The organism is Corynebacterium sp. HMSC11D10 (assembly GCF_001806995.1).
In the GTDB taxonomy this organism is placed as follows: Bacteria; Actinomycetota; Actinomycetes; order Mycobacteriales; family Mycobacteriaceae; genus Corynebacterium; species Corynebacterium coyleae.
The window spans coordinates 180,307-201,724 of sequence record NZ_KV787039.1 but is presented as its reverse complement, the minus strand read 5'-3'; the positions used below and the strand labels follow the sequence as shown (position 1 = coordinate 201,724).

Here is a 21,418-nt window from a genome sequence, read left to right as displayed (position 1 = left end):
AACCTAGCGTGTAACGTGCAGCGGGTGAAGAAACTGCTTGTTTTGCCAGCTGTACTGCTCCTGACCAGTTGCACAGTGATGGATGTTGTCGGCCCTCGCGCCAACGGCGAGATCATGTCGCTGGCCAAGCAAGCCTCCGCTGATTGGGTGTTCGGGGAGCACCCCGAGTGGGCGGAACTGCGCAAGTTCCAGAGCGAGCAGCTTCAAGACGAAGCACTGCGCCTGTGCGGCACGGACGAAACTGGACAGACCCCGCAGTCCTGCAACGTCGGGTATGGCGACACCGACCTTCCGGCAGCCGCGGACGGCGCAGCCCTTTTGGAGCACACCGTCACCGCCGCCGACAAGGTGCCTGACGATTCGGTTGACCTCGTAGTAGCCCAAGCCATCGATGCGCTTGCGCTCACTCCTGTCAAGATTGAGATCGAGGGCCCGCTTGACGACGACGCCGCCACCCAATCCGCCGCCGACCTCCTCGCCCGCGAAAACGCGATGTATTACGGCCTCGGCCTCGCGCTCGCCCATGCCGACGAGGCTTTGCGCACCCGCATTAGCGAACTGCGCGAGGCGTCCCACGAACGCACCGAGGCGCTTACGGAACTGCTCGGCGACACAGACGGCCAATCGTTAGTTCCCGCCGCCGGATACACCCTCGCGGACGGCTACAACGACCCCCAGACAACGCAAGAGGCCACCGCGCTCGTCGAAACGATGCACGGTGATCTTGTCAGACAGTGGCGCTACGCCGCCGCTCACGCAGAGACCAAGCAGTGGCGCAAGGCGGCAATCCAACTCGCCGCCCACGCCCAGCGGGCCTAGCCTTCACACCCAGATTTATCGCCTAGTCGCGGCGCTCTGCGACCAGTTCCTGGACCTTCGCCACGATGTCGTCGGCCGGGACCTCAAGGGTCTCGCCCCCGCGGATGCGCAGTTCGACGTTGCCGTCAGCGAACGCGCGACCGAGGATCACGATGAACGGCATACCGAGCAGTTCCGCATCCTTGAACTTGACGCCTGGGGAGACCTTCGGGCGGTCGTCGAAAAGCACCTCGAGCCCGGCGTCGGAGAGTTCTGCAGCGATGCGGTCGCCTGCCTCGAGCGCAGCAGCGTCCTTGTTCGCCACAGCCACATGCACCTGGTACGGGGCGATCTCCACCGGCCAGACCAGGCCCTTGTAGTCGTGGCGCTGCTCCGCCACCACAGCGAGCATGCGAGAGATACCGATGCCGTAGGAACCCATGGTCGGCACGGCACGCTTGCCGTTTTCGTCCAGGATCTGCACGTCCATGGCTTCGGTGTACTTGCGGCCCAGCTGGAAGATGTGGCCAAGCTCGATGCCGCGGGCGAGTTTCACGGTGCCGTTGCCGGACGGCGACGGGTCGCCTTCCTTGATCTCGGCGGCCTCGATGTAGCCATCGACGGTGAAGTCGCGACCAGCGACCAGTCCGACGACGTGCTTCTGCGGAGCGTCCGCACCGGTGATCCACGCGGAGCCTTCGACCACACGCGGGTCTGCGAGCACACGCACACCGTTGGCCTGGAGCGCACGCGGGCCAACGTAGCCCTTGACCAGGAAATCATTCTTGGCAAAGTCTTCGTCGCTTGCCAACTCGAAGGTCGCCGGCTCGAGCGATGATTCCAGGCGCTTCTCGTCCAGTTCGCGGTCACCCGGGATGAGCACGCCGACCAACTGTGGGCCGACCGGCTTGCCGTCCTCATCCACGGCGCGCGGATCGTTGACCTTGATCATCATGCACTTGAGGGTGTCGGAGGCTTCGGCAGGGCGGTCGTCGATAAGCACTCCTGCGCTCTGCGCCCACTCCACGAGTGCCGCGATGGTCTCGGACTTCGGGGTGTCGTGCTCGACAGCCTCAGGCAGCCCTTCGACCGCACGGGCTTCCGGAGCAACCGTGGTCACAGCCTCAACGTTGGCTGCATAATCGCCCGCGGTGGAAACGACAAAAGTGTCCTCGCCGTTGTCGGAGTACGCGAGGAACTCCTCGGATGCGGAGCCACCCATGGCGCCGGAAGTGGCCTGGCAGATCTCGTACTTCAATCCCACGCGGTCGAAGATGCGCTGGTAGGTCGCACGGTGGTTTGCATACGACTCATCCAGGCCCTCGTCCGACATGTCGAAGGAGTAGGAATCCTTCATCACAAACTCACGCCCGCGAAGGATGCCCGCGCGCGGACGTGCCTCGTCGCGGTACTTCGTCTGAATCTGGTACAGCGTGACCGGGAAATCCTTATACGACGAGTACAGGTCCTTCACCGCCGTAGTGAACATCTCCTCGTGCGTCGGGCCGAGCAGCATGTCCGCACCCTTACGGTCCTTCAGGCGGAACAGGTCATCGCCGTATTCGGTCCAGCGGTTCGTCGCCTCGTAGGGCTCGCGCGGCAGCAGTGCCGGGAACAGCAGTTCCTGGCCACCCATTGCGTCCATCTCCTCGCGCACCACACCCTCGATCTTGCGCAGCGCACGCAGACCAAGCGGCAGCCAGGAGTACACGCCCGGCGCGGCACGGCGGACGTAACCAGCACGGACAAGGAGTTTGTGGCTCGGCACTTCAGCGTCGGCCGGGTCTTCGCGCAGAGTGCGCAGGAACAGCGTGGACAGGCGAGTAATCATGCGGGGCAGTTTACCCGGTAGCTTGTTCGTCATGCTGATCGTCCTCCCTCCTTCCGAAACCAAAGCGCCCGGCGGCACCGACGCTGCGATGGCGTTGTCGTTTCCGTCGTTGGATCCCATTCGCAATTCGCTTCTCGACGAACTCACCCACACCCTCGTCGACGCCCCCGCCTCCAAGCAGGCCGAGGCGGAGGAAAACCTCACGTTGCGCTCGGCACCGGTGATGCCGGCCATCGAGCGCTACACGGGTGTGCTGTACGACTCGCTCGATGCCTCCACGTTGTCCGCCGACGCGCTGTCGCGCCTTGCCGTTGGCTCCGCGCTGTTCGGCGTGGTTCGGGCAGGCGACCTCATCCCCCGCTACCGCCTGTCCGCCGGAATGAAACTGGACGGCAAAACGTTGCGTGCCTGGTGGGGCTCCGCCGTGACGGATGCACTTGCAGACTGCGGCTTTGTCATCGACATGCGCTCCGGCGCCTACCAGAACCTCGGCCCTGTGCCCGGCGCGCTGACCATCCGCGTGGAACAGGCCGACACCGGCAAGGTGGTCAGCCACTTCAACAAGAAGTACAAGGGCGAGCTGGCCCGGGTACTGGCGCCACACGACGCGTCGTCTGCTTCGGAGGTCGTGGACCTGTCCGTGGCTGCGGGCTTCGACGTGTCTGTCGACGGCACGCTGCTGACCATGCGCGTGTAGGTGTCACGCCGCCTGGGTGTGTGCTGCCCCGTTGTCTGCTTCTCGCGCCTGGGCGAGGGCGAGCAGGGCGCGGGCGTCGTCGACAAACTCGTCTTCCTTAAACAACAGATCATGCGGCGACGCCCTGAGCAGATACACACCACGTTTGAGCAGATGTTTCTCCCGCTTGCGCTCTTGTCGCAGCGTCTCGTCGGTTTTCTTGAAGGTCACTCCGTCGTATTTGTAGTCCCCGTCGATCTCCAAGATCAGTGCCCCGAGGCGTAGGTCCACCTCGTAGCCCGCGAACATGCCGTTGACGATCCAGCGGTCGGCCACCCGCTCAATCAACACCGCGCGTGCGTACGATTCGAACGGCGACCGCGAGTTACCCACTGCGTATCGCAGCACTTTCCGCAATACACCTATCCCCTTGACACGGCCAAGCTTGTCGGCTTCCGCCTCCACGGTCGCACGATCGGTGTGGTGTTTGAGCACCCAGTCCATCGCCACCAGCCCCTCCCTGAACCCGTGGTGCAGAGCGATCTCAAACGCTGTGGTCAGCTCGTCGGTAACGCGCAATGTGTCAAAGTGCTTGATCACAGTCTCGCAGTTGCGCGCACGGTGATAGACGGTATTGTCCGGCCACTGTCTTCTCGATGGTGTCCTGCCGTTCGGGAGCAACAGTTCTACCGGTTCGTTTGAGTCCGTGGTCACCAGCCACATCCCCAGTACACGCGCCGCAGACCTGCCAGCCAGCGCCGCCTTCCTCGCTGCCTGACCTGCTGCAACCGCCTGCACCCAGCGCTTTTCGTAAAACGCCAACGCGTGAAAGTCGGCCTGTAGCATCGCATGCCTTGCCGACAACGCGACTGTCCTACCTGCTTGTGTATCTCTACGGTCGATCACCTTGCTCAGGATCTCCCGTTGCCTCCCCATATCCATGCCACAACGATTGCAGAGATCCCGTGTCGGCGGAAGACCCCGCCCGTTTTTGTGGATAACTTCGGGTAACTCCGGATACTTTCGCGCCGGTTATCCACAGCCTAAAAGACGATATCGTCTTTTAGCATTTGCGCGGATCTAAAACCCCAGGTCGCGGCTCCATCGCCGGCACAAAAGACGATATCGTCTTTTGGGCTGTGTCTAAGATCGCCTACATGCCTGCCCATTACCGTCGCTATGTCCTCGCTGCCCTGGCCTACGCAGCCGCGTTCGCGTATATCCTCCTGCGCTGGGATGCGATCCCCGACCCGGTGCCGGTCCATTTCAACGTCAACGGCGACGCGGACGGATTCGAACCGAAAACCCTGCTTCACGCGACGTTCTTGATCACAATCGGCATCGTCATCTCCATATCGATGCTCGCGTGCCTGCCGCCGAAAACCCTCGCACGACAGACCGTGGACGTACCGGAGGACAAGGCGTTGCCGTATTCGGAGACGGCGGCGGCGCGCGTCGAGAAGCTGTGCGATGCAACAGCCGACTTCATGTCGAAGACCCTCCTCGCTATGGCGGTCTTGTTCGCGCTGACCAACGTCTCGATGATGCTGCCGGACATCTCGCTGCCATTCTGGCTGGAGATCGCACTGTGGATCGCATTCACCGTCTACATCGTCGTCGTAGCAATCCGCATGACCACGGCCAAGGACGGCATCGAACCCGACGAAGCGGAGCAACAACGCAACCACCTGCTGCGGATGCAGGGTGGCATGGGCACCTACAAGGAGCCGAACGACCCAATGCTCGCCGCGGTGCTGCCGCAGGCCCCGGGCAAGATCTCGGTCAACACGGCACACGCGCCGGGCAAGCGTTACCTGTGGCGTGTAATGACAAGCGTCGTCGCAGTCCTGGTGGTCTGTCTCCTGTTTGTGTTTATCTAACGGCTACAGCACGTTGAGGAACACCGTCACCACGAGGATGTTGACGAAGTCGATGAACATCCCACCGACGATTGGCAAAACGAAAAACGCTAGGCGCGACGGCGAGTACTTCTGCACCACCGACTCCATGTTGGCTACACCGTTGGGGGTTGCGCCCATGCCAAAACCGCAGTGGCCGGCGGACAGGACGGCGGCGTCGTAGTCGCTGCCCATCGCTCGGAATGTGACAAAGCGGGCGAAAAGGAGCATCAGCACGGTCTGGGCGATGAGCAGAATGACAAGCGGGATGGCAAGGTCTGCCAGTTCCCACAGTTTGATCGTCATCAGTGCTTGCGCGAGGAAAAGTGCGAGCGCAACACTGCCGATGATCTCCACCTCTTGTGTGGGCACAAACTCGTGGTACTGGCGCTGGTTGCGCGTGTCTGAGATGTAGCGGAACAGAATGCCGACGAGCATGGCACCCAGGTAGTTCGGGAAGGCGGCTTTGTCGGTGAACTGGCTGATGATCCAGTTGATGCCGTCGGTGATGTAGGTGCCGATAAACATCGCGATGAGGATGACGATGAAGGCTTGCATGACCTGGTCGCTGCGCAGGTCTCGTCGATACGCAGTGAGCAAACTATCGTCCACGTCGACATTGCGGGTGCCGCTGGATTGGAGGCGGTTGCGTTTGATCAGACGGTCGCCGACAGGCCCGCCTATGAGCGAGCCCATCAGCAGGCCGAACGTTGCTGCGGTGTAGGCGACGGTTTCTGCGCGCTCCACACCCTGCGCCTCCACGAGCGGGGCCATACCACCGGAAACACCGTGGCCGCCGGTCATGGAAACGGATCCGGTCATCAGCGCGAGCGCGGACGGGATGTCCACAATCGGCGCGAGCAGCACCGCAAGAAGGTTCTGTAGCACCACCAGCACAGAGGCGACGAGGAGGAAGCGGGTGACCATCTTGCCGGCTTTGCCAAGAAGCGCGACACTGGCGCCGAAGCCAACGGTGGTGAAGAACATCGTCATGAAGAAGCCCTGCAAGGTGGTGTCGAAGGTGATGTCCACCCAACCGGTGAGTTTGAACACCAGGTTGAACAGGGCGAAAAGGAACCCGCCGATCACCGGCGCTGGGATGGCGAAGCGCTCAAAGAACGCCACGTTGTTGCGCAGCCAGCGTCCAACGACGAGCAGGAGCACGGCGAAGCCGATGGTTTGGATCATGTTGAATTCAATCGCCATCGGCGGCCACCTCTCTGTTAGATGTCTGTCGATCTCGAAGAGTCTAAAGCGCGCACACGTTTGTGACAAAGAACACGCTCCTGTGCTTCTCCCGGTAGCGTTTAAACCATGACCACAATCGACAACGCCCGCGCACTACTCGCCGACGCCAGCCGTATCGAGGTCTTCACCGGCGCCGGCATGAGCGCCGACAGTGGCCTTGTGACCTATCGCGACGCACAAACCGGCCTGTGGGAGAACGTGGACCCGCAGGCCATGGCGTCTATCGACGCCTGGCACACCGACCCGGACACAATGCTCGCCTGGTACCTCTGGCGCGCCCAACTCGCCCAGCGCGCCGAGCCGAATGCAGGACATCTCGCCATCGCGCAATCGCCGAAGACGACGGTAACCACGCAAAACATCGACAACCTTCACGAGCGTGCTGGCAGCGACAATGTCGTCCACCTGCACGGCTCGCTCTTCGCGTTTCGCTGTTCGCTTTGCGACGAGCCCTACACCGACCCAATCCCACTGCCCGAGGAGCCTGTCCCGACGATCACTCCGCCCCAGTGCCCGTTATGTGGCGGGCCGGTGCGTCCCGGCGTGGTGTGGTTCGGCGAGATGTTGCCCCAAGCTGAGTGGAAGGAGGCGGAGCGTCGCATGCGCACCGCTGACGCGTTGATCATCGTCGGCACTTCTGGCGTGGTCTACCCCGCCGCTGGCCTGCCTCTAATGGCGCACGCGCGCGAAATCCCCATCATTGAGGTCACCCCGATGCGCACGGACCTGTCGCATATCGCCGACGTGGTCATCGAGGACACCGCAGCCAACGCCCTGCCGAAGCTGCTGGGTTAGTAGTGGTACCGGGCTTGGAGAATCACCAAATCTGTCCCAGCGACCGTATAGACCAAGCGGTGTTCTTGCGTGATCCTCCTCGACCACGCCCCTTCAGCTCCGTACTTCAGCGGTTCGGGTTTCCCTATGCCTTCAAACGGATCCCTTAAGGTGTCGCGCAGAAGCTGGTTGACTCGCCTCAGCGTTTTCTTGTCGTTGCCCTGCCAGTACAGGTAGTCCTCCCACGCGTTGGTGGTCCACACAAGCCGCATTACGCGTCCAGGTCGATGTCGTGTTCGGCCACCGCCCCGTTGAGTGCTTCCTCGTAGGCCTGAGTCAGGCGTCGAGCATTCTCTGGCGACTTAAACAGGTAGGCAGTCTCAACCCATGCCGCGTAGTCATCTGCAGCCATCAATACTGCATTACCGTGACGCGACACGATTTCAACGGGATCGCGATCATTGTTCACACGCTCGATGAGCGGATATAGCGTGCGCCGCGCTTCAGATGCACTGATAGACATCACAACCTCCTCCGAGTGGTACCGCAATACGGTACCACACTCTAGAGTGAAGCACGCAGGACCGTGAAGGTCTTATCGCGGGTGACCTGCTCCACGGCGCCGAACCTTTGCTCCACCTCGCCGCGGTAACGCAGGTGCGAATTGTGGACCAGGTAGAGCGTGCCGCCCGGCGCGAGTAGTCGCTTGGAGGCGTCGAGGAGGTGCTGGACGAGGGTTGCGTCGACCGTGGTCCCGTCGTGGAACGGTGGGTTGAGCGCAATGGTGTCGAAGGAGCCGTCCGGGAACTGTGAGCCGGCGTCATCCCAGGTCGCTTCCAGCCCGATGGCGCGGGCGGAGAGCACCGCGTCTGCGTCAGCGTCTGTGGCCACTGCCTCCAAGCCACGCGTGACAGAGCCGTTGCCGCACCCCAGGTCCAACAGTCGTCCAGGCTCTGCCGGCAGGCAGGAGCGCAGCAGTTCCCCACCACGGTCGGGCTTCGCCCCTGAGAACACGCCTCCGATGGCGACAAGTCCATCGCCGCGTACGGGCTCATAGGACACCTCGCGCGGCCCAGACGCCACAAGACAGCGAAACTTCCCTCGCCCACGGGAGGCCGCCACCTGGTCGAACGATTCGCCCAGCACCACATTCATGCCACGAGACAAGTGTTTATTGTTCGCGCCGAACACCACTCGCGCCGAAGCAAACCCAGCTCCCGCAATCGAGCGTGCCAGGTAGTCCAGCCGCGCCAGGGACTTCGGCATCTCCCCAATGGCAACGGCTGTGCCTGAAGAGCCGGCAAGGTAGTCGTCGATACGCATATCGCCCGCAATCTCCGCACCGAGCGACGCTGCTTCCTGGCAGCGTGAGTAGTCGGAGTCCAAAAACACGACCTTCGCCCCAGCAGCGAGTGCGGTGCGGGTGAGATCGAGTGTCGGGTCGTTGCACACGAGGACGACCTCTCCCGCAGCAACATCGGCCGTGTCCCAAATCAGACTATCCAGCGTGCGCAAGGCCTGCGACCTCCCCAAAAACGTACACAGCAGGCGAAGTCACATCGTTGTTCTCCATCACATCTGGCAAGGTGGCGGCGGTAGCGAAGAACACGCGCTGCGCGTCGGTTTCGCCTTCCTGGATCACCGCTGCGGGCGTATCCGGGGACAGCGATGCCTCCAGCAGCTTCTCGACGATCGCACGCACGTTGCGCACCCCCATCACCACCACGATGGTGCCGCCGACCTGTGCAAGCGCGGACCAATCCACGAGCGACTTGGGATGCTCCGGCGGCAGGTGTCCCGACACCACGGTGAACGCGTGCGTCACCCCGCGTTGCGTCACGGGCACGTTTGCCGCCGCAGGAACAGACACCGCGGACGTCACGCCCGGGATTACCGAGCACTCAAGACCGGCAGCCGCGCATGCCTGCAGCTCCTCAAAGCCGCGACCGAACACGTACGGGTCGCCGCCTTTGAGCCGCACGACCTGCTTGCCCTCACGCGCATAGGACACCAGCATCTCGTTGATACGCTCCTGCGCGACCTGGCGTGCATAGGGCAACTTGGCCACGTCTACGACTTCTTTGCCGGTCAGATCCAGAAAATCCTCAAGCTCCGCGGCCGGCCCAAGGTGATCCGCAAGGATTACGTCCGCTGCTTCCAGCGCGCGCAAGCCTCGGATGGTGAGCAGGTCCCATGCGCCTGGGCCGCCGCCGACAAGAGTGATGTGGCCTTTCGTCATAGCGACACAGTCTAGGGTGGCACCATGACACGACCCCAGCTCGACCACACATTCGCCGAGAACCTGCCCGAGCTCGCCCACGCTGAACCAGGCAGAAGTTTTGAGAACCCCCAGATGGTTGCCCTCAACGAGCCTCTCGCAGTAGAACTTGGGATCGATGTCGCTTGGTTGCGTAGCAGCGACGGCCTCGCCTGGCTTACCGGCGCCCAGGGCGGGCACGCATTGGCATATGCGGGCCATCAGTTCGGTCAGTTTGTGCCATTGCTTGGCGACGGCCGCGCGTTGCTGCTCGGCAACATCGCCGGCCACGAGATCCAACTCAAAGGATCCGGCCTGACAGTGTTTTCACGGCGTGGATCTGACGGCGTCGGTGCGATCGGCCCGATGTTGCGCGAACACCTCGTCTCTACGTTCATGCACGCCGTCGGCGTACCGACGACACGCTCGCTAGCGGTGCTGACCACCGGCGAGAAGGTCATACGCCAAAACGGCGCCGTACCCGGCGGCATCGTGGTCCGCGTGGCGAAGAGCCACCTTCGTGTCGGCAGCGTCCAGTACGCGGCAACGCAATCCGAGGACCTTGTACGCCAGATCGTCACCGCTGCCGGTTTCGACAATGCAGCCAGCCTGCTCGAAACCGTCACCCGCCGCCACTTCGACCTAGTTGCGCACTGGATGCGCATCGGTTTCGTCCACGGGGTGATGAACACCGACAACGTGACACTCTCAGGCGAAACGATCGACTACGGGCCATGCGCGTTCACGGAGCGCTTCGACGCCGCAGCGTCGTTTTCATCTATCGACAGGCAAGGCCGCTACGCCTTTGGCAACCAACCGAGCATCATCGCCTGGAACATGGCTCGCCTGGCAGAGGCGCTTTACCCCTTACTGGGCCAGGATTATGTTGACGCCTACATCAAAACAGTCCAGCCAACCTGGGACGAGGCGTGGCAGCGTTGGATCGGCGACGACCACGAAGGCCTCAACAACGCCACCGACATCACCACCTACAACCGCGAACACGGCATCAACGGCGATCCAGGACCGATCTTCGTCCCGCGCAACCACATGCTGCAGGATGCGATAGACACCGCTGAGTTGCACGGTGATTACGCGAAGTACAACGAACTGCTCGCGGCAGTATCCGACCCGTACAACGAGCAGGCCGGGCCCGAATGGATGGCCCGGCCGGAAGGACAACTGCCCTACGTCACCTTCTGCGGGACGTAGGGCAGCCAGTTCAGTGAAGCGAGCGGATTAATCCTCGAGCTTCAGCGTCTTCTGGGTCCATGCCCACTGCTCCTCGTACGCCTTCTTGTCGTGCTTGAGCGACTTGCCGTACGTCGGGAACATCTCGTGGAGCTTGTCAGCCCACTCGATCATGCGCTCACCGAAGCAACGCTCCAACAGCTCGAGCATCGCAGCCGGGGTAATCGATGCGCCCGGGGATGCGCCGAGGATGCCCGCGATGGTGCCGTTCTGGTCGTTGACCAGAGCGGTACCGAACTCCAAGGTGCCGAAACGCGGGAATGCTGCCGGCTTGATCACCTGCACGCGCTGGCCGGCGACGACAACGTCCCAGTCCTTGCCGTCTGCCATCGGGTAGTACTCGTGCAGCACGTCCATCTTGCCGTCGAAGTTACGGAAAACCTCCTCAACCAGATACTTGACCAGGCCGATATTGGTTGCCGCGACACCGAGGTAGGACGGGATGTTGTCCAGACGGATGGACTTGAACAGGTCCAGGTAGGAGCCTTCCTTCAAGAACTTCGGAGTCCAGCCGCCGTACGGGCCGAACAGCAGGGACTCTTCACCGTCGACGACGCGCAGATCCAGGTGCGGAACAGACATCGGCGGAGCACCAACCTTGGCCTTGCCGTACACCTTCGCCTTGTGCTGCTGGACAAGCTCCTGGTTGGTGGTCTTGAGCCACAAACCGGAGATCGGGAAGCCTGCATAGCCGTGAACCTCTGGAACGCCTGCCTTGCGCAGCAGGTCCAGGGCGTAGCCGCCAGCGCCGATAAACACGAACCGTGCACGGACGACCTGCTTGTCGCCGGTGCGAACGTTCTTTGCGGTGACCTTCCAGAAGTTGCCCTCACGCTTGAGGTTGAGCACTTCGTGGCCGTAGCGAATCTTGGTGCCGCTTTCCTGAGCGGACTCCAGGAACTGCTTGGTCAGGGAACCGTAGTTGATGTCGGTGCCGGCATCGGTCCAGGAAATTGCGACCGGCTCAGCGTCGAAGTCGCGGCCTTGCGCCATCAGGGGCAGCTTCTCAGCGAACTTCTCGCGGTCATCGGTGAACTGCATCTCCGGGAACATGTGGTTCGCAGAAAGCTTGTCGTAGCGCTTACGCAGGTATGCAATCTGGTCTTCGCCCTGGGCGAAGGAAACGTGCGGCACCGGGTTGATAAAGGCGCGCGGGTCCTTGATCACACCGTTTTCTACCTGGTGGGACCAAAACTGGCGGGCGACCTGGAACTTCTCGTTGATCGCCATCGCCTTAGAGACGTCGATGCGACCGTTCTTTTCCGGGGTGTAGTTCAGTTCGCAGAGAGCGGAGTGACCCGTACCAGCGTTGTTGAACGCGTACGAGGATTCCTCGGCGGGACCGTCGAGGCGCTCGAAGATCATCTGGCTCCACTCGGGCTCCAGTTCGTGCAACATCGAGCACAGGGTGGCGCTCATAATGCCAGCGCCAACGTGCAGGATGTCCACCTCGTCCGCGTACTTATTACCACCGTTGTCAGACATGCGTAGTCATCCTTATAGTGTTTCGACAATTTTTGGAGTACAGACATTCTACGTCTATCTGCACCGGAACGTGCATAGGCCCGAATTATGACACGGCCCACACCCGCTTTCGGGTCAGTATCATCAGCCCCATGAATCAAACAGAAGAAGCATCCCTCGACACGCTTACCTGGAAACCGGACGTGCTCGGTAAAAATTACGAGCATGCGCGTCTGCAATTAGATAAGGACCCCGACACGGGACATGCACCGGAGGCGGTGTTGATCCGGGACGTGAGGTCGTCGACAAGCAACAAGCCCGCGGTGCTGTGGGTCCACGGCATGTCGGACTACTTCTTCCACAACCATGTTGCCGACGAGTTCGTGGAACGCGGTTACCCCTTTTACGCGCTGGATCTGCGCCGTTGTGGCCGCGCGCACATGAAGGGCCAGCGCTTCCACTTCACGCTGGATATGCGTCGTTACTTCGAGGAACTCACGAAGGCACTGCGGCTCATCGGACGTGAGCATGGCTCGGTCGTTGTGCTCGCGCACTCCACTGGCGGGTTGATTGTTCCGCTGTGGGCGGATCATTTACGACGAGAATCGCCCGCGGATCATGCACTGCTTCAAGGAATCGCGCTCAACAGCCCGTGGTTGGACCTGCAGTACCCGACCTGGCAGGTGAAGCTCCTGCGCCCAGTACTGAACACGCTTGGAGCCATTTTCCCGTCTATCCCACTGCCGGGCGGCGGGCTGGGTACCTATGGCACCTCTATCCACGAGAGCAAACACGGCGAATGGAGCTTCAACACCACCTGGAAACCGCTGGTCGGTCACCGCAAGTACTTCGGCTGGATCCGGGCAGTACTTAAAGGACAGGAACAAATCCACAAGGGCAACGTTGATACCGGCGTGCCAACGCTGACCCTGTGCTCTTCGCACTCATACCTGGGCAAGGAGTACTCCCCCGCTGCCGACACGGCCGATACCGTGCTTGATGTCGACCAGATCCAGCGTTGGGCCCCGACACTTGGGAAAGATTCACAAGTGCGAGTTATCGACGGCGCCCGCCACGACGTTTTCCTCTCCGAACGCCATGCCCGCGAGTCCGCGTTCAAGGCGACGTTTACGTGGCTAGACGATCTCACCGGGGCGCAGTAACGTCTAAACCCAATCCATACATATATATAGAGGAGACGAGCATGTCTGCTGTGGCGACGAATTCCACCCACTACGACCTCATTATCGTGGGCACCGGTTCCGGCAACTCGATCCTGACCCCGGACTTCGATGACAAGAAGGTCGCTATCGTCGAAAAGGGCAAATTCGGTGGAACGTGCCTGAACGTGGGTTGCATCCCGACGAAGATGTACGTCCTGGCCGCCGAGCACGCCTTTGCCGCACGCGAGGCCGGCAAACTCGGTGTTGATCTTGAGTTCCATGGCGCCGACTGGGATGCCATCAAGGAACGTGTTTTTGATAACCGGATCGACCTCATCGCTAAGGGCGGCGAAAACTACCGCCGCAATGAGTGCGACAACGTCACCGTCTACGACATGGAGGCCTCCTTTGTCGGGCCGAAGACCCTAAAGACGGGTCGCGGCGGCGTAGAGGAAACGATTACCGCAGACACGATCATTCTCGCCGCCGGTGCGCGTCCGTTTATCCCCGAGTGGGCCAAGGGCGTCACCTATCACACCAACGAGGACGTCATGCGCCTCGACGAACTGCCAAAGTCGATGACCATCGTTGGCGGCGGCTTTATCGCCATGGAGTTTGCGCACGTCTTCGATGCCCTGGGCACCGACGTAACCATCATCAGCCGCTCTCCCCTGCTGCGTCCGCTCGACGAGGATCTGCGCGATCCGTTCAACGAGATCGCCACACAGCGCTACACCACCCACATCGGCCGCACGGTCGCATCAGCCACCGAGAATGGCGGCCAGGTGACGCTCACGCTTGACGACGACACCCAGGTGACCTCCGACGCCCTCCTCATCGCCACCGGTCGCATCCCGAACAGTGACACCCTCAACGTTGTAGCGGGTGGCATCGAAACGCATGACGACGGCCGCGTAAAAGTCGACGAGTTCGGCCGCACGACCGCTGAGGGTGTGTGGTCGCTTGGTGATCTCTCTTCCCCCTACCAACTCAAGCACGTTGCCAACGCCGAGATGCGTGCGGTGACCCACAACGTGCTTGCCACCTGGCGCGACAACGGCGCGCTCGTTCCGATGCCGCACGACCACGTGCCGTCGGCGATCTTCACCCACCCGCAGATCGCCACCGTCGGCCTGACCGAGCAGCAAGCAATCGAGGCCGACCACGATGTCACCGTCAAGGTCCAGAACTATGGCGACGTTGCATACGGCTGGGCGCTGGAGGACAGCACCGGACTGGTGAAGCTCATCGCGGATCGCACCACAGGCAAACTGCTGGGCGCCCACTACATGGGCCCACAGGCATCGACCTTGATCCAGCAAATGATCACCGTCATGGCTTACGACCTCGACCTTCGCGAGTTCCCACGCAGCCAATACTGGATCCATCCAGCACTGGCCGAAGTGACGGAAAACGCGATCCTGGGCCTCGACCTGACCTTCAAAGAAGTCTAAACCTATCCTTCACCCCCTAATTTGGGGGCCATTCAACAAAACCGCTGGGACAACTGCCCAAGAAGCGAAAAGCGCACGTTGCGATTGTTATCCACCCGCAATCATTCCCAGCGGACACACAGAGACTCCAACCTTTTGATGATCTTTGCATCAAATCGCACACCAAACTTGCACGATGCTGGAAACGATCGGCTATTGTCGTTGCAGACACCGGGACCGAGCCTCTAAGGCTTGCTATCGGTCCTAGGAGCTCAATGCCCCTGGACTTCTTTGAATTCCACCCGGACGTCGTGCAAGAACTATCAGAGAAGGATTTCGTTTCATGCGTAATTTCCGTAAGGCAGCCCTCGCCGGCGCAACCGCCGTCGCTGTGGCATTCGGCTCCACCGCAGTCGCAACCGCTGAGACCAAGAAGCCGGAGGCAACCCCGACCCCGACGTACACCTCTTACCCGGCACCGGTCCGCGACCAGAAGCCGGGCGTCGACAACGACGCTGAGAAGACCAACGGTTCCTCCACCAAGCTGGGCAACAAGCTCGGCGTTTGGAGCAAGGACGAGAACGGCGACGTCAAGGTCAACGGTGTTGATGGCCGCGCAATCTTCGGCACCAAAAAGCAGGAAAACGGCTTCAACAACCAGCCTAAGTACGCTCAGGCTGCTTACGGCCTGACCGTCTTCACCGCTGTCTCCGCAGTCATCGGCCTCATTGTTGGCCCGCTGTACAACTTCATCGTTCACGGCCCGGTGAAGTTCTAATAACGCGGATTTCCGCTAACCACTTCCAACTCACATTTCGAAAGAAGGAATAAGATGCGTAACTTCCGCACCGCTGCAGTTGCTTCCGCAACCGCTCTGACCGTCTTCGTTGGCGGCACCGCTATCGCTTCCGCTGAGGAAAACAAGGATCCGGAGACCACCGCTACTGCCGAGCAGAACGGCCAGACCGACACCAAGAAGCCGGAAGAGAAGAAGTCCGACAAGGACAAGCAGGTCATCTTCGCTGGCAAGCAGGAGGGCGACAAGTCCTTCGGCGACGTTGTCAAGGACGGCACCGCAGGCCTGTTCAACGGCAAGGGTTCCTCCAAGTACTTCGACGAGAAGGACACCGCGACCCCGTTCTACCCGACCGATGCTTTCGGCGAGAAGACCAACCCTGAGGCTGTCCCGCAGTGGGCACGCTACTGGATCGACGGCACCATCGTCGCTGGTATCGGTGCTCTCGTCGGCCTCGTGATCGCTGGCATCAACTTCGCTTCCTACAACGGCTTCATCCAGCTGCCGAAGTTCTAAGTCAACTTCGTCGTAGGACGATAGAAACCCGCTGCTCCGGCAGCGGGTTTTTGCTTTGGTCAGTCTCGGCTTTGCATCCAACAAAAATGTGCCCCGCAGGGAACGTTCCCTGCGGGGCACATATGCATCTACCAGTGCGACGTCTACTCCCCCAGCATGTGCTGGCCTGCTGCTACATCGGCGTCCGGGATCGTGAGAATCTCGTTGCCATCGTCAGTGATCACGATGGTGTGCTCGAACTGCGCGGTGTACTCACCATCGACGTTCTGTACCGTCCAGCCGTCGTCCCCCACGGTGTACGGCAACTCACCCAGGTTGATCATCGGCTCGACGGTCAGCGTCATTCCCGGCTCGAGAACATCCGTGTATGCATCCGAGTCATAGTGCAGGACGACGAGACCGTTGTGGAACGTCGTACCCACACCGTGTCCGGTGAAGTCGGTGACCACGTTGTAGCCGAAGCGCTTCGCGTACGCCTCGATGACGCGCCCGATGACGTTGATCTCGCGGCCCGGCTTCGCCGCCTTGATGCCGCGCATCATGGCCTGGTAGGTACGGTTCACAAGGTCCTTGTGTTCCTGTGCAACCTCGCCCGCGAAGAACGTGGCGTTGGTGTCGCCGTGCACACCGTTCTTGTATGCGGTGACGTCAATATTGACGATGTCGCCCTCCTGGATCACAGTCGTATCCGGGATGCCGTGGCACACAATCTCATTGAGCGACACGCAGGAAGACTTTGTAAAGCCTCGGTAGCCAAGCGTGGAGGGGTATGCGCCGTGCTCGATCAGGTAGTCGTGCACAATGCCGTCGATCTCATCAGTGGTTTTGCCCGGCGCAACCGCCGCACCGGCAAGGGCAAGGGCGTTCGCGGCGATCTTGGATGCCTCGCGCATAGCCTCGATCGTCTCGGGCGTTTGGATGACCGGTTCGCCGACGTTTTCCTGGACGTCGTCTTTCCAGGCGTACTCCGGACGCTCAATGTGGTCCGGGACCTTACGCACTGGGGTCGGTTTACCTGGTGTAAGTAGTCCTCTTGGATTCATAAACGCCATGGTAGTACCGCGAGCAAATTGGCCCTGCGGCAGCTAGCCAGCTTTCTGATCTACCCCAGCGGCAAGTTGGCAAGCATCGTGTTCGTCAGCGCGACTGCCGCTTCAGAACCACCGCCGAGGACCACCAGGGTTGCAAACGCGATGTCGTCTTCCACGCGGTAGCCGGTGAACCAGGAGTGGGACCCACCGTTGATTTCGGCCTCGCCGGTCTTGCCGCGAATATCGCCACCGGCACTCATTCCGCCTGCGGTACCGCCTGGACCGGTCACGGCAGCCATGATCTGGCGGAGCTGATCAATCGCTTCCGGCGGAAGAGGCTGCACGTCCTCGCTGAGTTTCGTTTCCTCACCCTGTACCAAGTACGGCACCGGCAAGGATCCACGCGCGGCCGTTGCAGAAACGAGAGCCATGCCGAACGGGCTAGCAAGGTCGAGGCCCTGGCCGTAGCCGGCCTCAGTGCGGTCGAGGGGCTCCTCCCCGACCGGGATCGAGCCAGTGATTGTCTCTACCCCTGGGATCTGCATATCGACCCCGAGACCAAACTGCTTACCCACGTCCTGCAACTCACCTGGGGCGAGACGCGTCGACATGTCCGCAAACGTGGTGTTGCACGAACGCGCAAACGCCGTCTCCAACGGCACGGTGCCGAGGCTGAAGCCTCCGTAGTTGGTCACGATGCGCCCATACAGGTTCATCGGGCCCGGACACGGCACCGGCGAGCCTGGTGTGAGCCCTTGCCGTGCAAGCCCCGCCGCTGCGGTGATGATCTTAAATGTCGAGCCAGGCGGGTACTGGCCCATCGTCGCCAGATTGCCTTGCGCATCCGCAGCCGGGGTCTGCGCAATAGCCAGAATCCCGCCCGTAGACGGCCTGATGGCCACAATCATGGCCTGCTGCCCGGCAACGGGTTCGAGCGCACGCTCAGCGGCTTCCTGGACGCGGTGATCCAAGCTAATGTGCACCGCCGGCGCCGGTGCAGGATCCTGACGGGTGATCTCCTCGTACGACGCACCATTTTCGTTGACAATGTCGACGCTCCAGCCGGAATCACCAACCAAATCATCGCGCACCAACTCGCCCACGCGCGCCATAATGTCGGGCGCGAAGCCCGGCTTTGCGTTAACCATGGCGGCTTCTTCGTTGAGCCGGACACCGGGCTCGTTGCTAAGCGCTGCTTCAACAGCATCTCGCGCTGCTGCCGGCACCACCGCCACCGAATACACACCGGAGGCGCGCTCGAGCTCGCCCTTCAACGTGTCTGCATCGCGGAGCGGCACGCCACGGTCCTGCTCGTGCGCCCGGGCGAGAGCACCGCTGATCGCAGATGCCGCAGCACCGGCGGTGCGCATCTCGTTGGTATCCACCAACACCCGATACGCGATGCCGGGCTTTAACAACTCCACCCCATCAGAGGACACGACACTCGCCTGTGCGGGAGCGATCGCACGCAGCTCCAAATGCTGGTGCGCACCCAGACGCGGGTGCAACACCGACGGCTGCCAGCGCACAGTCCACTTCTCGCCAGATTGTGTCAGCGTCATCTGCGCGTCGTACTTCAACTCACGGTCACGCGGCAATTGCCACGCCAACTCGTACGTCGCGGTGGCTAGATTCTCCTCCTGGCGCACATCTTTCAGCGTCGCCGTGACGTCTTCTGCCTGCAAACCATCCCAGGTCGCGTTCGTGGAATCAGCCGCGGACGTCGGATTGTCAATCGCAGACGACTCGACGTCGCGACGCTCCAGCGCCTCCAAAAACGCACTCGCTGCTGGCTCAGCATCATTGGGGCGCGGGGTGCATGCGCTTATCGACGACGCAAGCACCACCCCGGCAACAACTGCGACGACACGACGCATACTAGCGGGTGACCTTGACCTCAGCCTTGGCGCCAGCGACCTCCTCGAGGCCCTGCTCCTCAGCAATACGCAGCGCGTGAGCAATCAGCGTTTCCACAATCTTCGACTCCGGCACGGTCTCCACAACCTCGCCCTTGACAAAGATCTGGCCCTTACCGTTACCGGAAGCTACACCAAGGTCAGCGTCGCGCGCCTCGCCCGGACCGTTGACAACACAGCCCATGACGGCCACACGCAGCGGGAACTCCATGCCATCCAGGCCAGCGGTGACCTCCTCGGCCAACTTGTACACGTCCACCTGGGCGCGACCACAGGACGGGCAGGAAACGATCTCCAACTTGCGCGGACGCAAGTTCATCGACTGCAGAATCTGGTCACCGACCTTGATCTCTTCCACCGGGTCAGCGGAAAGAGACACACGAATCGTGTCGCCGATACCCTGCGACAACAGGGCACCGAAGGCGACGGACGACTTAATCGTGCCCATGAACTTCGGACCAGCTTCCGTCACACCGAGGTGCAACGGGTAATCCGTCTTCTCTGCCAACTGGCGGTACGCCTCGACCATCAGCACCGGGTCCGAGTGCTTTACGGAAATCGCAATATCGCCGTAGCCGTACTCTTCGAACAAGCCAGCCTCGTAGATCGCGGACTCCACCAGCGCTTCTGGCGTGGCCTTGCCGTACTTCTCCAGCAGGCGCTTATCCAGCGAGCCACCGTTGACGCCGATACGGATCGGGATGCCTGCGTCACCGGCTGCCTTTGCAACCTCCTTGACGCGGCCGTCGAACTCCTTGATGTTGCCCGGGTTCACACGCACAGCTGCGCAGCCGGCGTCGATCGCAGCGAAGATGTACTTCGGCTGGAAGTGAATATCGGCGATCACCGGGATCGGCGACTTTGCAGCAATTGCTGGCAACGCTTCCGCATCGACCGTCTTCGGGCACGCGACACGCACAATGTCGCAGCCAGCCGTGGTCAACTGCGCAATCTGCTGCAAGGTGGCGTTGATGTCGTGCGTCTTCGTCGTGGTCATCGACTGCACCGTGATCGGGTGATCGGAGCCAACACCGACACCTCCAACCATCAGTTGGCGGGTCTTACGACGTGGGGCCAGGGTGGGTGCCGGACCTTCAGGGATGCCTAATCCGATGGGGGTACTCATGGTGGATAACTCTAGCACCGTCACCCAAAAAGATTGACGGGGTTCACCACGTCTGCCGCCATCACCAACACACCAACAACAAGCAGCAGCGCCGCCATGAAATAGGTCAGTGGCATCAGCTTCTCGTAGTTTGCCGGGCCGGCTGGTGGCAGGCCACGGAGTCGTCGCAAAGCATTGCGAATCTTCTCGTAGATCACCACCGCAATGTGCCCACCATCAAGCGGCGGGAGCGGCACGAGATTAAACAACGCCAGAAAGAAGTTCAGGCTGGCCAGCATCATCCAAAACGCCGGCCACTGGTCGCGCTCCACCAACTCACCGCCGGTGCGCGAGGCCCCAATCACACTGATCGGGCCCTCAATGTCGCGCTCCCCGCCGAAGATCGACGCGACAACCCCCGGGATCTTGCCCGGAAATGCCATCAACCCGTCAACGGACGCACGAAGCATCTGACCGGTGAACTTGGCCGTCGCCGGCACCGCCTCGACAGGCCCGAATTGCTTCACCGCATCCTTGACCGGAGCTGCGGCGATGCCCACCGCGCCGACGTCGATACGCTCGCCCGTCGAAGGATCGATGCGCTCGACCCGCGCCACGGGGACATCAATGCTTTGCGACGACCCACCGCGCTCCACCTCAAGCGCGACCGTCTCCCCAGAACGCTGCGCAACATAAGTACGCAGGTCCGCGAATGTCTCGATTGGTTCGTCGTCGACCGCCACCAAAGTGTCGCCGACGCGCACACCCGCTTGGCCCGCAGGACCAGGTCCGCTGCACTCCGCCAGAGTTTTCTCATCCACCTGGTCGGCAACACAGACGACCTGGCCCACCTTCGGGGTGAAATCCGCGTACGGGTTCCGGATACCTGATGAGACAGCAACCCCAAAAATGATCACGACGCCGATCAAGATGTTCATCACGATCCCGCCGGAGAGCACCGCAATACGCTGCCACGCAGGCTTTTTCACCATCGCGTGCGGCGCTTCCTCCTCGGTGACCGGATCCATCGCCGTCATCCCCGCAATGTCACAGAACCCACCGAACGGCAGCGCAGCAATCCCATACTCTGTTCCGCCCCGTTTCACCGACCACAACGTTGGCCCGAAACCGACAAAAAACCGGCGCACTCGCATGCCAAACGCACGCGCAGTGAACATGTGGCCTGCTTCGTGCAGCGCAATCGAAGCAGTGATTGCAAGCGCGAAAAGCACAATCCCCAACACACTCATCGCGCTTCACC

The 21,418-nt window shown here is 61.4% G+C and carries 21 protein-coding genes; 9 read left to right on the top strand and 12 right to left on the bottom strand.

Features of this window, described 5'->3' with window-relative positions; all coding sequences use genetic code 11:
- Nucleotides 1-24 precede the first annotated feature (24 nt).
- Nucleotides 25-819 carry a DUF4439 domain-containing protein gene (locus HMPREF3120_RS04240; protein WP_246815410.1) on the top strand — a complete coding sequence of 265 codons (795 nt, stop codon included), beginning with the start codon at nt 25-27 and terminating at the stop codon, nt 817-819.
- Between the two features lie 22 nt (nt 820-841).
- On the opposite strand, the gene HMPREF3120_RS04235 is transcribed toward HMPREF3120_RS04240, so the two are convergent.
- Nucleotides 842-2,629, bottom strand: a complete 1,788-nt coding sequence (locus HMPREF3120_RS04235; protein ID WP_070451065.1) for a proline--tRNA ligase — start codon at nt 2,627-2,629, stop codon at nt 842-844.
- 31 nt (nt 2,630-2,660) lie between these two features.
- Between HMPREF3120_RS04235 and HMPREF3120_RS04230 the strand changes: the two genes are divergently transcribed.
- Entirely contained in the window at nt 2,661-3,326 is a 666-nt protein-coding gene (locus tag HMPREF3120_RS04230) for a YaaA family protein (RefSeq protein WP_070451004.1), read from the top strand.
- Between the two features lie 3 nt (nt 3,327-3,329).
- Here HMPREF3120_RS04230 and HMPREF3120_RS04225 read toward each other — a convergent pair whose 3' ends face one another.
- Nucleotides 3,330-4,211, bottom strand: coding sequence for a hypothetical protein (locus tag HMPREF3120_RS04225; RefSeq protein WP_141739365.1), 882 nt, complete (start codon nt 4,209-4,211; stop codon nt 3,330-3,332).
- Nucleotides 4,212-4,462: 251 nt separating this feature from the next.
- Between HMPREF3120_RS04225 and HMPREF3120_RS04220 the strand changes: the two genes are divergently transcribed.
- A complete protein-coding gene (locus tag HMPREF3120_RS04220; RefSeq protein WP_070451064.1) occupies nt 4,463-5,185 on the top strand; it encodes a DUF1648 domain-containing protein in 723 nt (240 codons plus the stop codon).
- Nucleotides 5,186-5,188: 3 nt separating this feature from the next.
- Here HMPREF3120_RS04220 and gltS read toward each other — a convergent pair whose 3' ends face one another.
- On the bottom strand, nt 5,189-6,409 hold the full coding sequence (gene gltS, locus HMPREF3120_RS04215) for a sodium/glutamate symporter (protein ID WP_070422284.1): 1,221 nt from the start codon (nt 6,407-6,409) through the stop codon (nt 5,189-5,191).
- A 108-nt stretch (nt 6,410-6,517) separates the two neighbouring features.
- Between gltS and HMPREF3120_RS04210 the strand changes: the two genes are divergently transcribed.
- On the top strand, nt 6,518-7,246 hold the full coding sequence (locus HMPREF3120_RS04210) for an NAD-dependent deacylase (protein ID WP_070422283.1): 729 nt from the start codon (nt 6,518-6,520) through the stop codon (nt 7,244-7,246).
- On the opposite strand, the gene HMPREF3120_RS04205 is transcribed toward HMPREF3120_RS04210, so the two are convergent.
- The 4 genes from HMPREF3120_RS04205 to cobA are packed head-to-tail and all read right to left on the bottom strand — an operon-like array spanning nt 7,243 to nt 9,464.
- Nucleotides 7,243-7,497, bottom strand: a complete 255-nt coding sequence (locus HMPREF3120_RS04205; protein ID WP_070422282.1) for a Txe/YoeB family addiction module toxin — start codon at nt 7,495-7,497, stop codon at nt 7,243-7,245. The genes HMPREF3120_RS04210 and HMPREF3120_RS04205 overlap by 4 nt on opposite strands.
- Nucleotides 7,497-7,748, bottom strand: a complete 252-nt coding sequence (locus HMPREF3120_RS04200) for a type II toxin-antitoxin system Phd/YefM family antitoxin (RefSeq protein WP_070422281.1) — start codon at nt 7,746-7,748, stop codon at nt 7,497-7,499. Before HMPREF3120_RS04200 ends, HMPREF3120_RS04205 begins: the two co-directional genes overlap by 1 nt.
- Nucleotides 7,749-7,789: 41 nt before the next feature.
- Nucleotides 7,790-8,740, bottom strand: coding sequence for a class I SAM-dependent methyltransferase (locus tag HMPREF3120_RS04195; protein ID WP_070451002.1), 951 nt, complete (start codon nt 8,738-8,740; stop codon nt 7,790-7,792).
- Complete coding sequence (gene cobA, locus HMPREF3120_RS04190; RefSeq protein WP_070422279.1) at nt 8,724-9,464, bottom strand: uroporphyrinogen-III C-methyltransferase; 741 nt, start codon at nt 9,462-9,464, stop codon at nt 8,724-8,726. Before cobA ends, HMPREF3120_RS04195 begins: the two co-directional genes overlap by 17 nt.
- A 24-nt stretch (nt 9,465-9,488) precedes the next feature.
- Between cobA and HMPREF3120_RS04185 the strand changes: the two genes are divergently transcribed.
- The gene (locus tag HMPREF3120_RS04185) at nt 9,489-10,694 is read left to right on the top strand and encodes a protein adenylyltransferase SelO family protein (protein ID WP_070451001.1); all 1,206 of its coding nucleotides are present in this window, start codon (nt 9,489-9,491) and stop codon (nt 10,692-10,694) included.
- A 27-nt stretch (nt 10,695-10,721) separates the two neighbouring features.
- On the opposite strand, the gene mqo is transcribed toward HMPREF3120_RS04185, so the two are convergent.
- The gene (gene mqo / locus HMPREF3120_RS04180; RefSeq protein ID WP_070451000.1) at nt 10,722-12,218 is read right to left on the bottom strand and encodes a malate dehydrogenase (quinone); all 1,497 of its coding nucleotides are present in this window, start codon (nt 12,216-12,218) and stop codon (nt 10,722-10,724) included.
- 131 nt (nt 12,219-12,349) lie between these two features.
- Here mqo and HMPREF3120_RS04175 point away from each other — a divergent pair, with 131 nt between their 5' ends.
- From HMPREF3120_RS04175 to HMPREF3120_RS04160, 4 genes are all read left to right on the top strand, one after another.
- A complete protein-coding gene (locus HMPREF3120_RS04175; RefSeq protein ID WP_070450999.1) occupies nt 12,350-13,360 on the top strand; it encodes an alpha/beta hydrolase in 1,011 nt (336 codons plus the stop codon).
- 41 nt (nt 13,361-13,401) lie between these two features.
- Nucleotides 13,402-14,814: a mycothione reductase gene (gene mtr / locus HMPREF3120_RS04170; protein WP_070450998.1), complete on the top strand. Its 1,413-nt coding sequence runs from the start codon at nt 13,402-13,404 to the stop codon at nt 14,812-14,814.
- A gap of 322 nt (nt 14,815-15,136) precedes the next feature.
- Nucleotides 15,137-15,571: a hypothetical protein gene (locus HMPREF3120_RS04165; protein WP_070450997.1), complete on the top strand. Its 435-nt coding sequence runs from the start codon at nt 15,137-15,139 to the stop codon at nt 15,569-15,571.
- Between the two features lie 54 nt (nt 15,572-15,625).
- Nucleotides 15,626-16,105: a hypothetical protein gene (locus HMPREF3120_RS04160; protein ID WP_070450996.1), complete on the top strand. Its 480-nt coding sequence runs from the start codon at nt 15,626-15,628 to the stop codon at nt 16,103-16,105.
- 143 nt (nt 16,106-16,248) lie between these two features.
- Here the strand turns inward: HMPREF3120_RS04160 and map are convergent, their stop codons facing one another.
- The 4 genes from map to HMPREF3120_RS04140 are packed head-to-tail and all read right to left on the bottom strand — an operon-like array spanning nt 16,249 to nt 21,407.
- Nucleotides 16,249-17,148, bottom strand: coding sequence for a type I methionyl aminopeptidase (gene map, locus HMPREF3120_RS04155; protein ID WP_168156402.1), 900 nt, complete (start codon nt 17,146-17,148; stop codon nt 16,249-16,251).
- A gap of 59 nt (nt 17,149-17,207) precedes the next feature.
- On the bottom strand, nt 17,208-19,013 hold the full coding sequence (locus HMPREF3120_RS04150; protein ID WP_070450994.1) for a penicillin-binding transpeptidase domain-containing protein: 1,806 nt from the start codon (nt 19,011-19,013) through the stop codon (nt 17,208-17,210).
- Nucleotide 19,014: 1 nt separating this feature from the next.
- Nucleotides 19,015-20,178, bottom strand: a complete 1,164-nt coding sequence (gene ispG, locus HMPREF3120_RS04145) for a flavodoxin-dependent (E)-4-hydroxy-3-methylbut-2-enyl-diphosphate synthase (RefSeq protein WP_070422393.1) — start codon at nt 20,176-20,178, stop codon at nt 19,015-19,017.
- A 20-nt stretch (nt 20,179-20,198) separates the two neighbouring features.
- A complete protein-coding gene (locus HMPREF3120_RS04140) occupies nt 20,199-21,407 on the bottom strand; it encodes a M50 family metallopeptidase (protein ID WP_070450993.1) in 1,209 nt (402 codons plus the stop codon).
- Nucleotides 21,408-21,418: the final 11 nt, after the last annotated feature.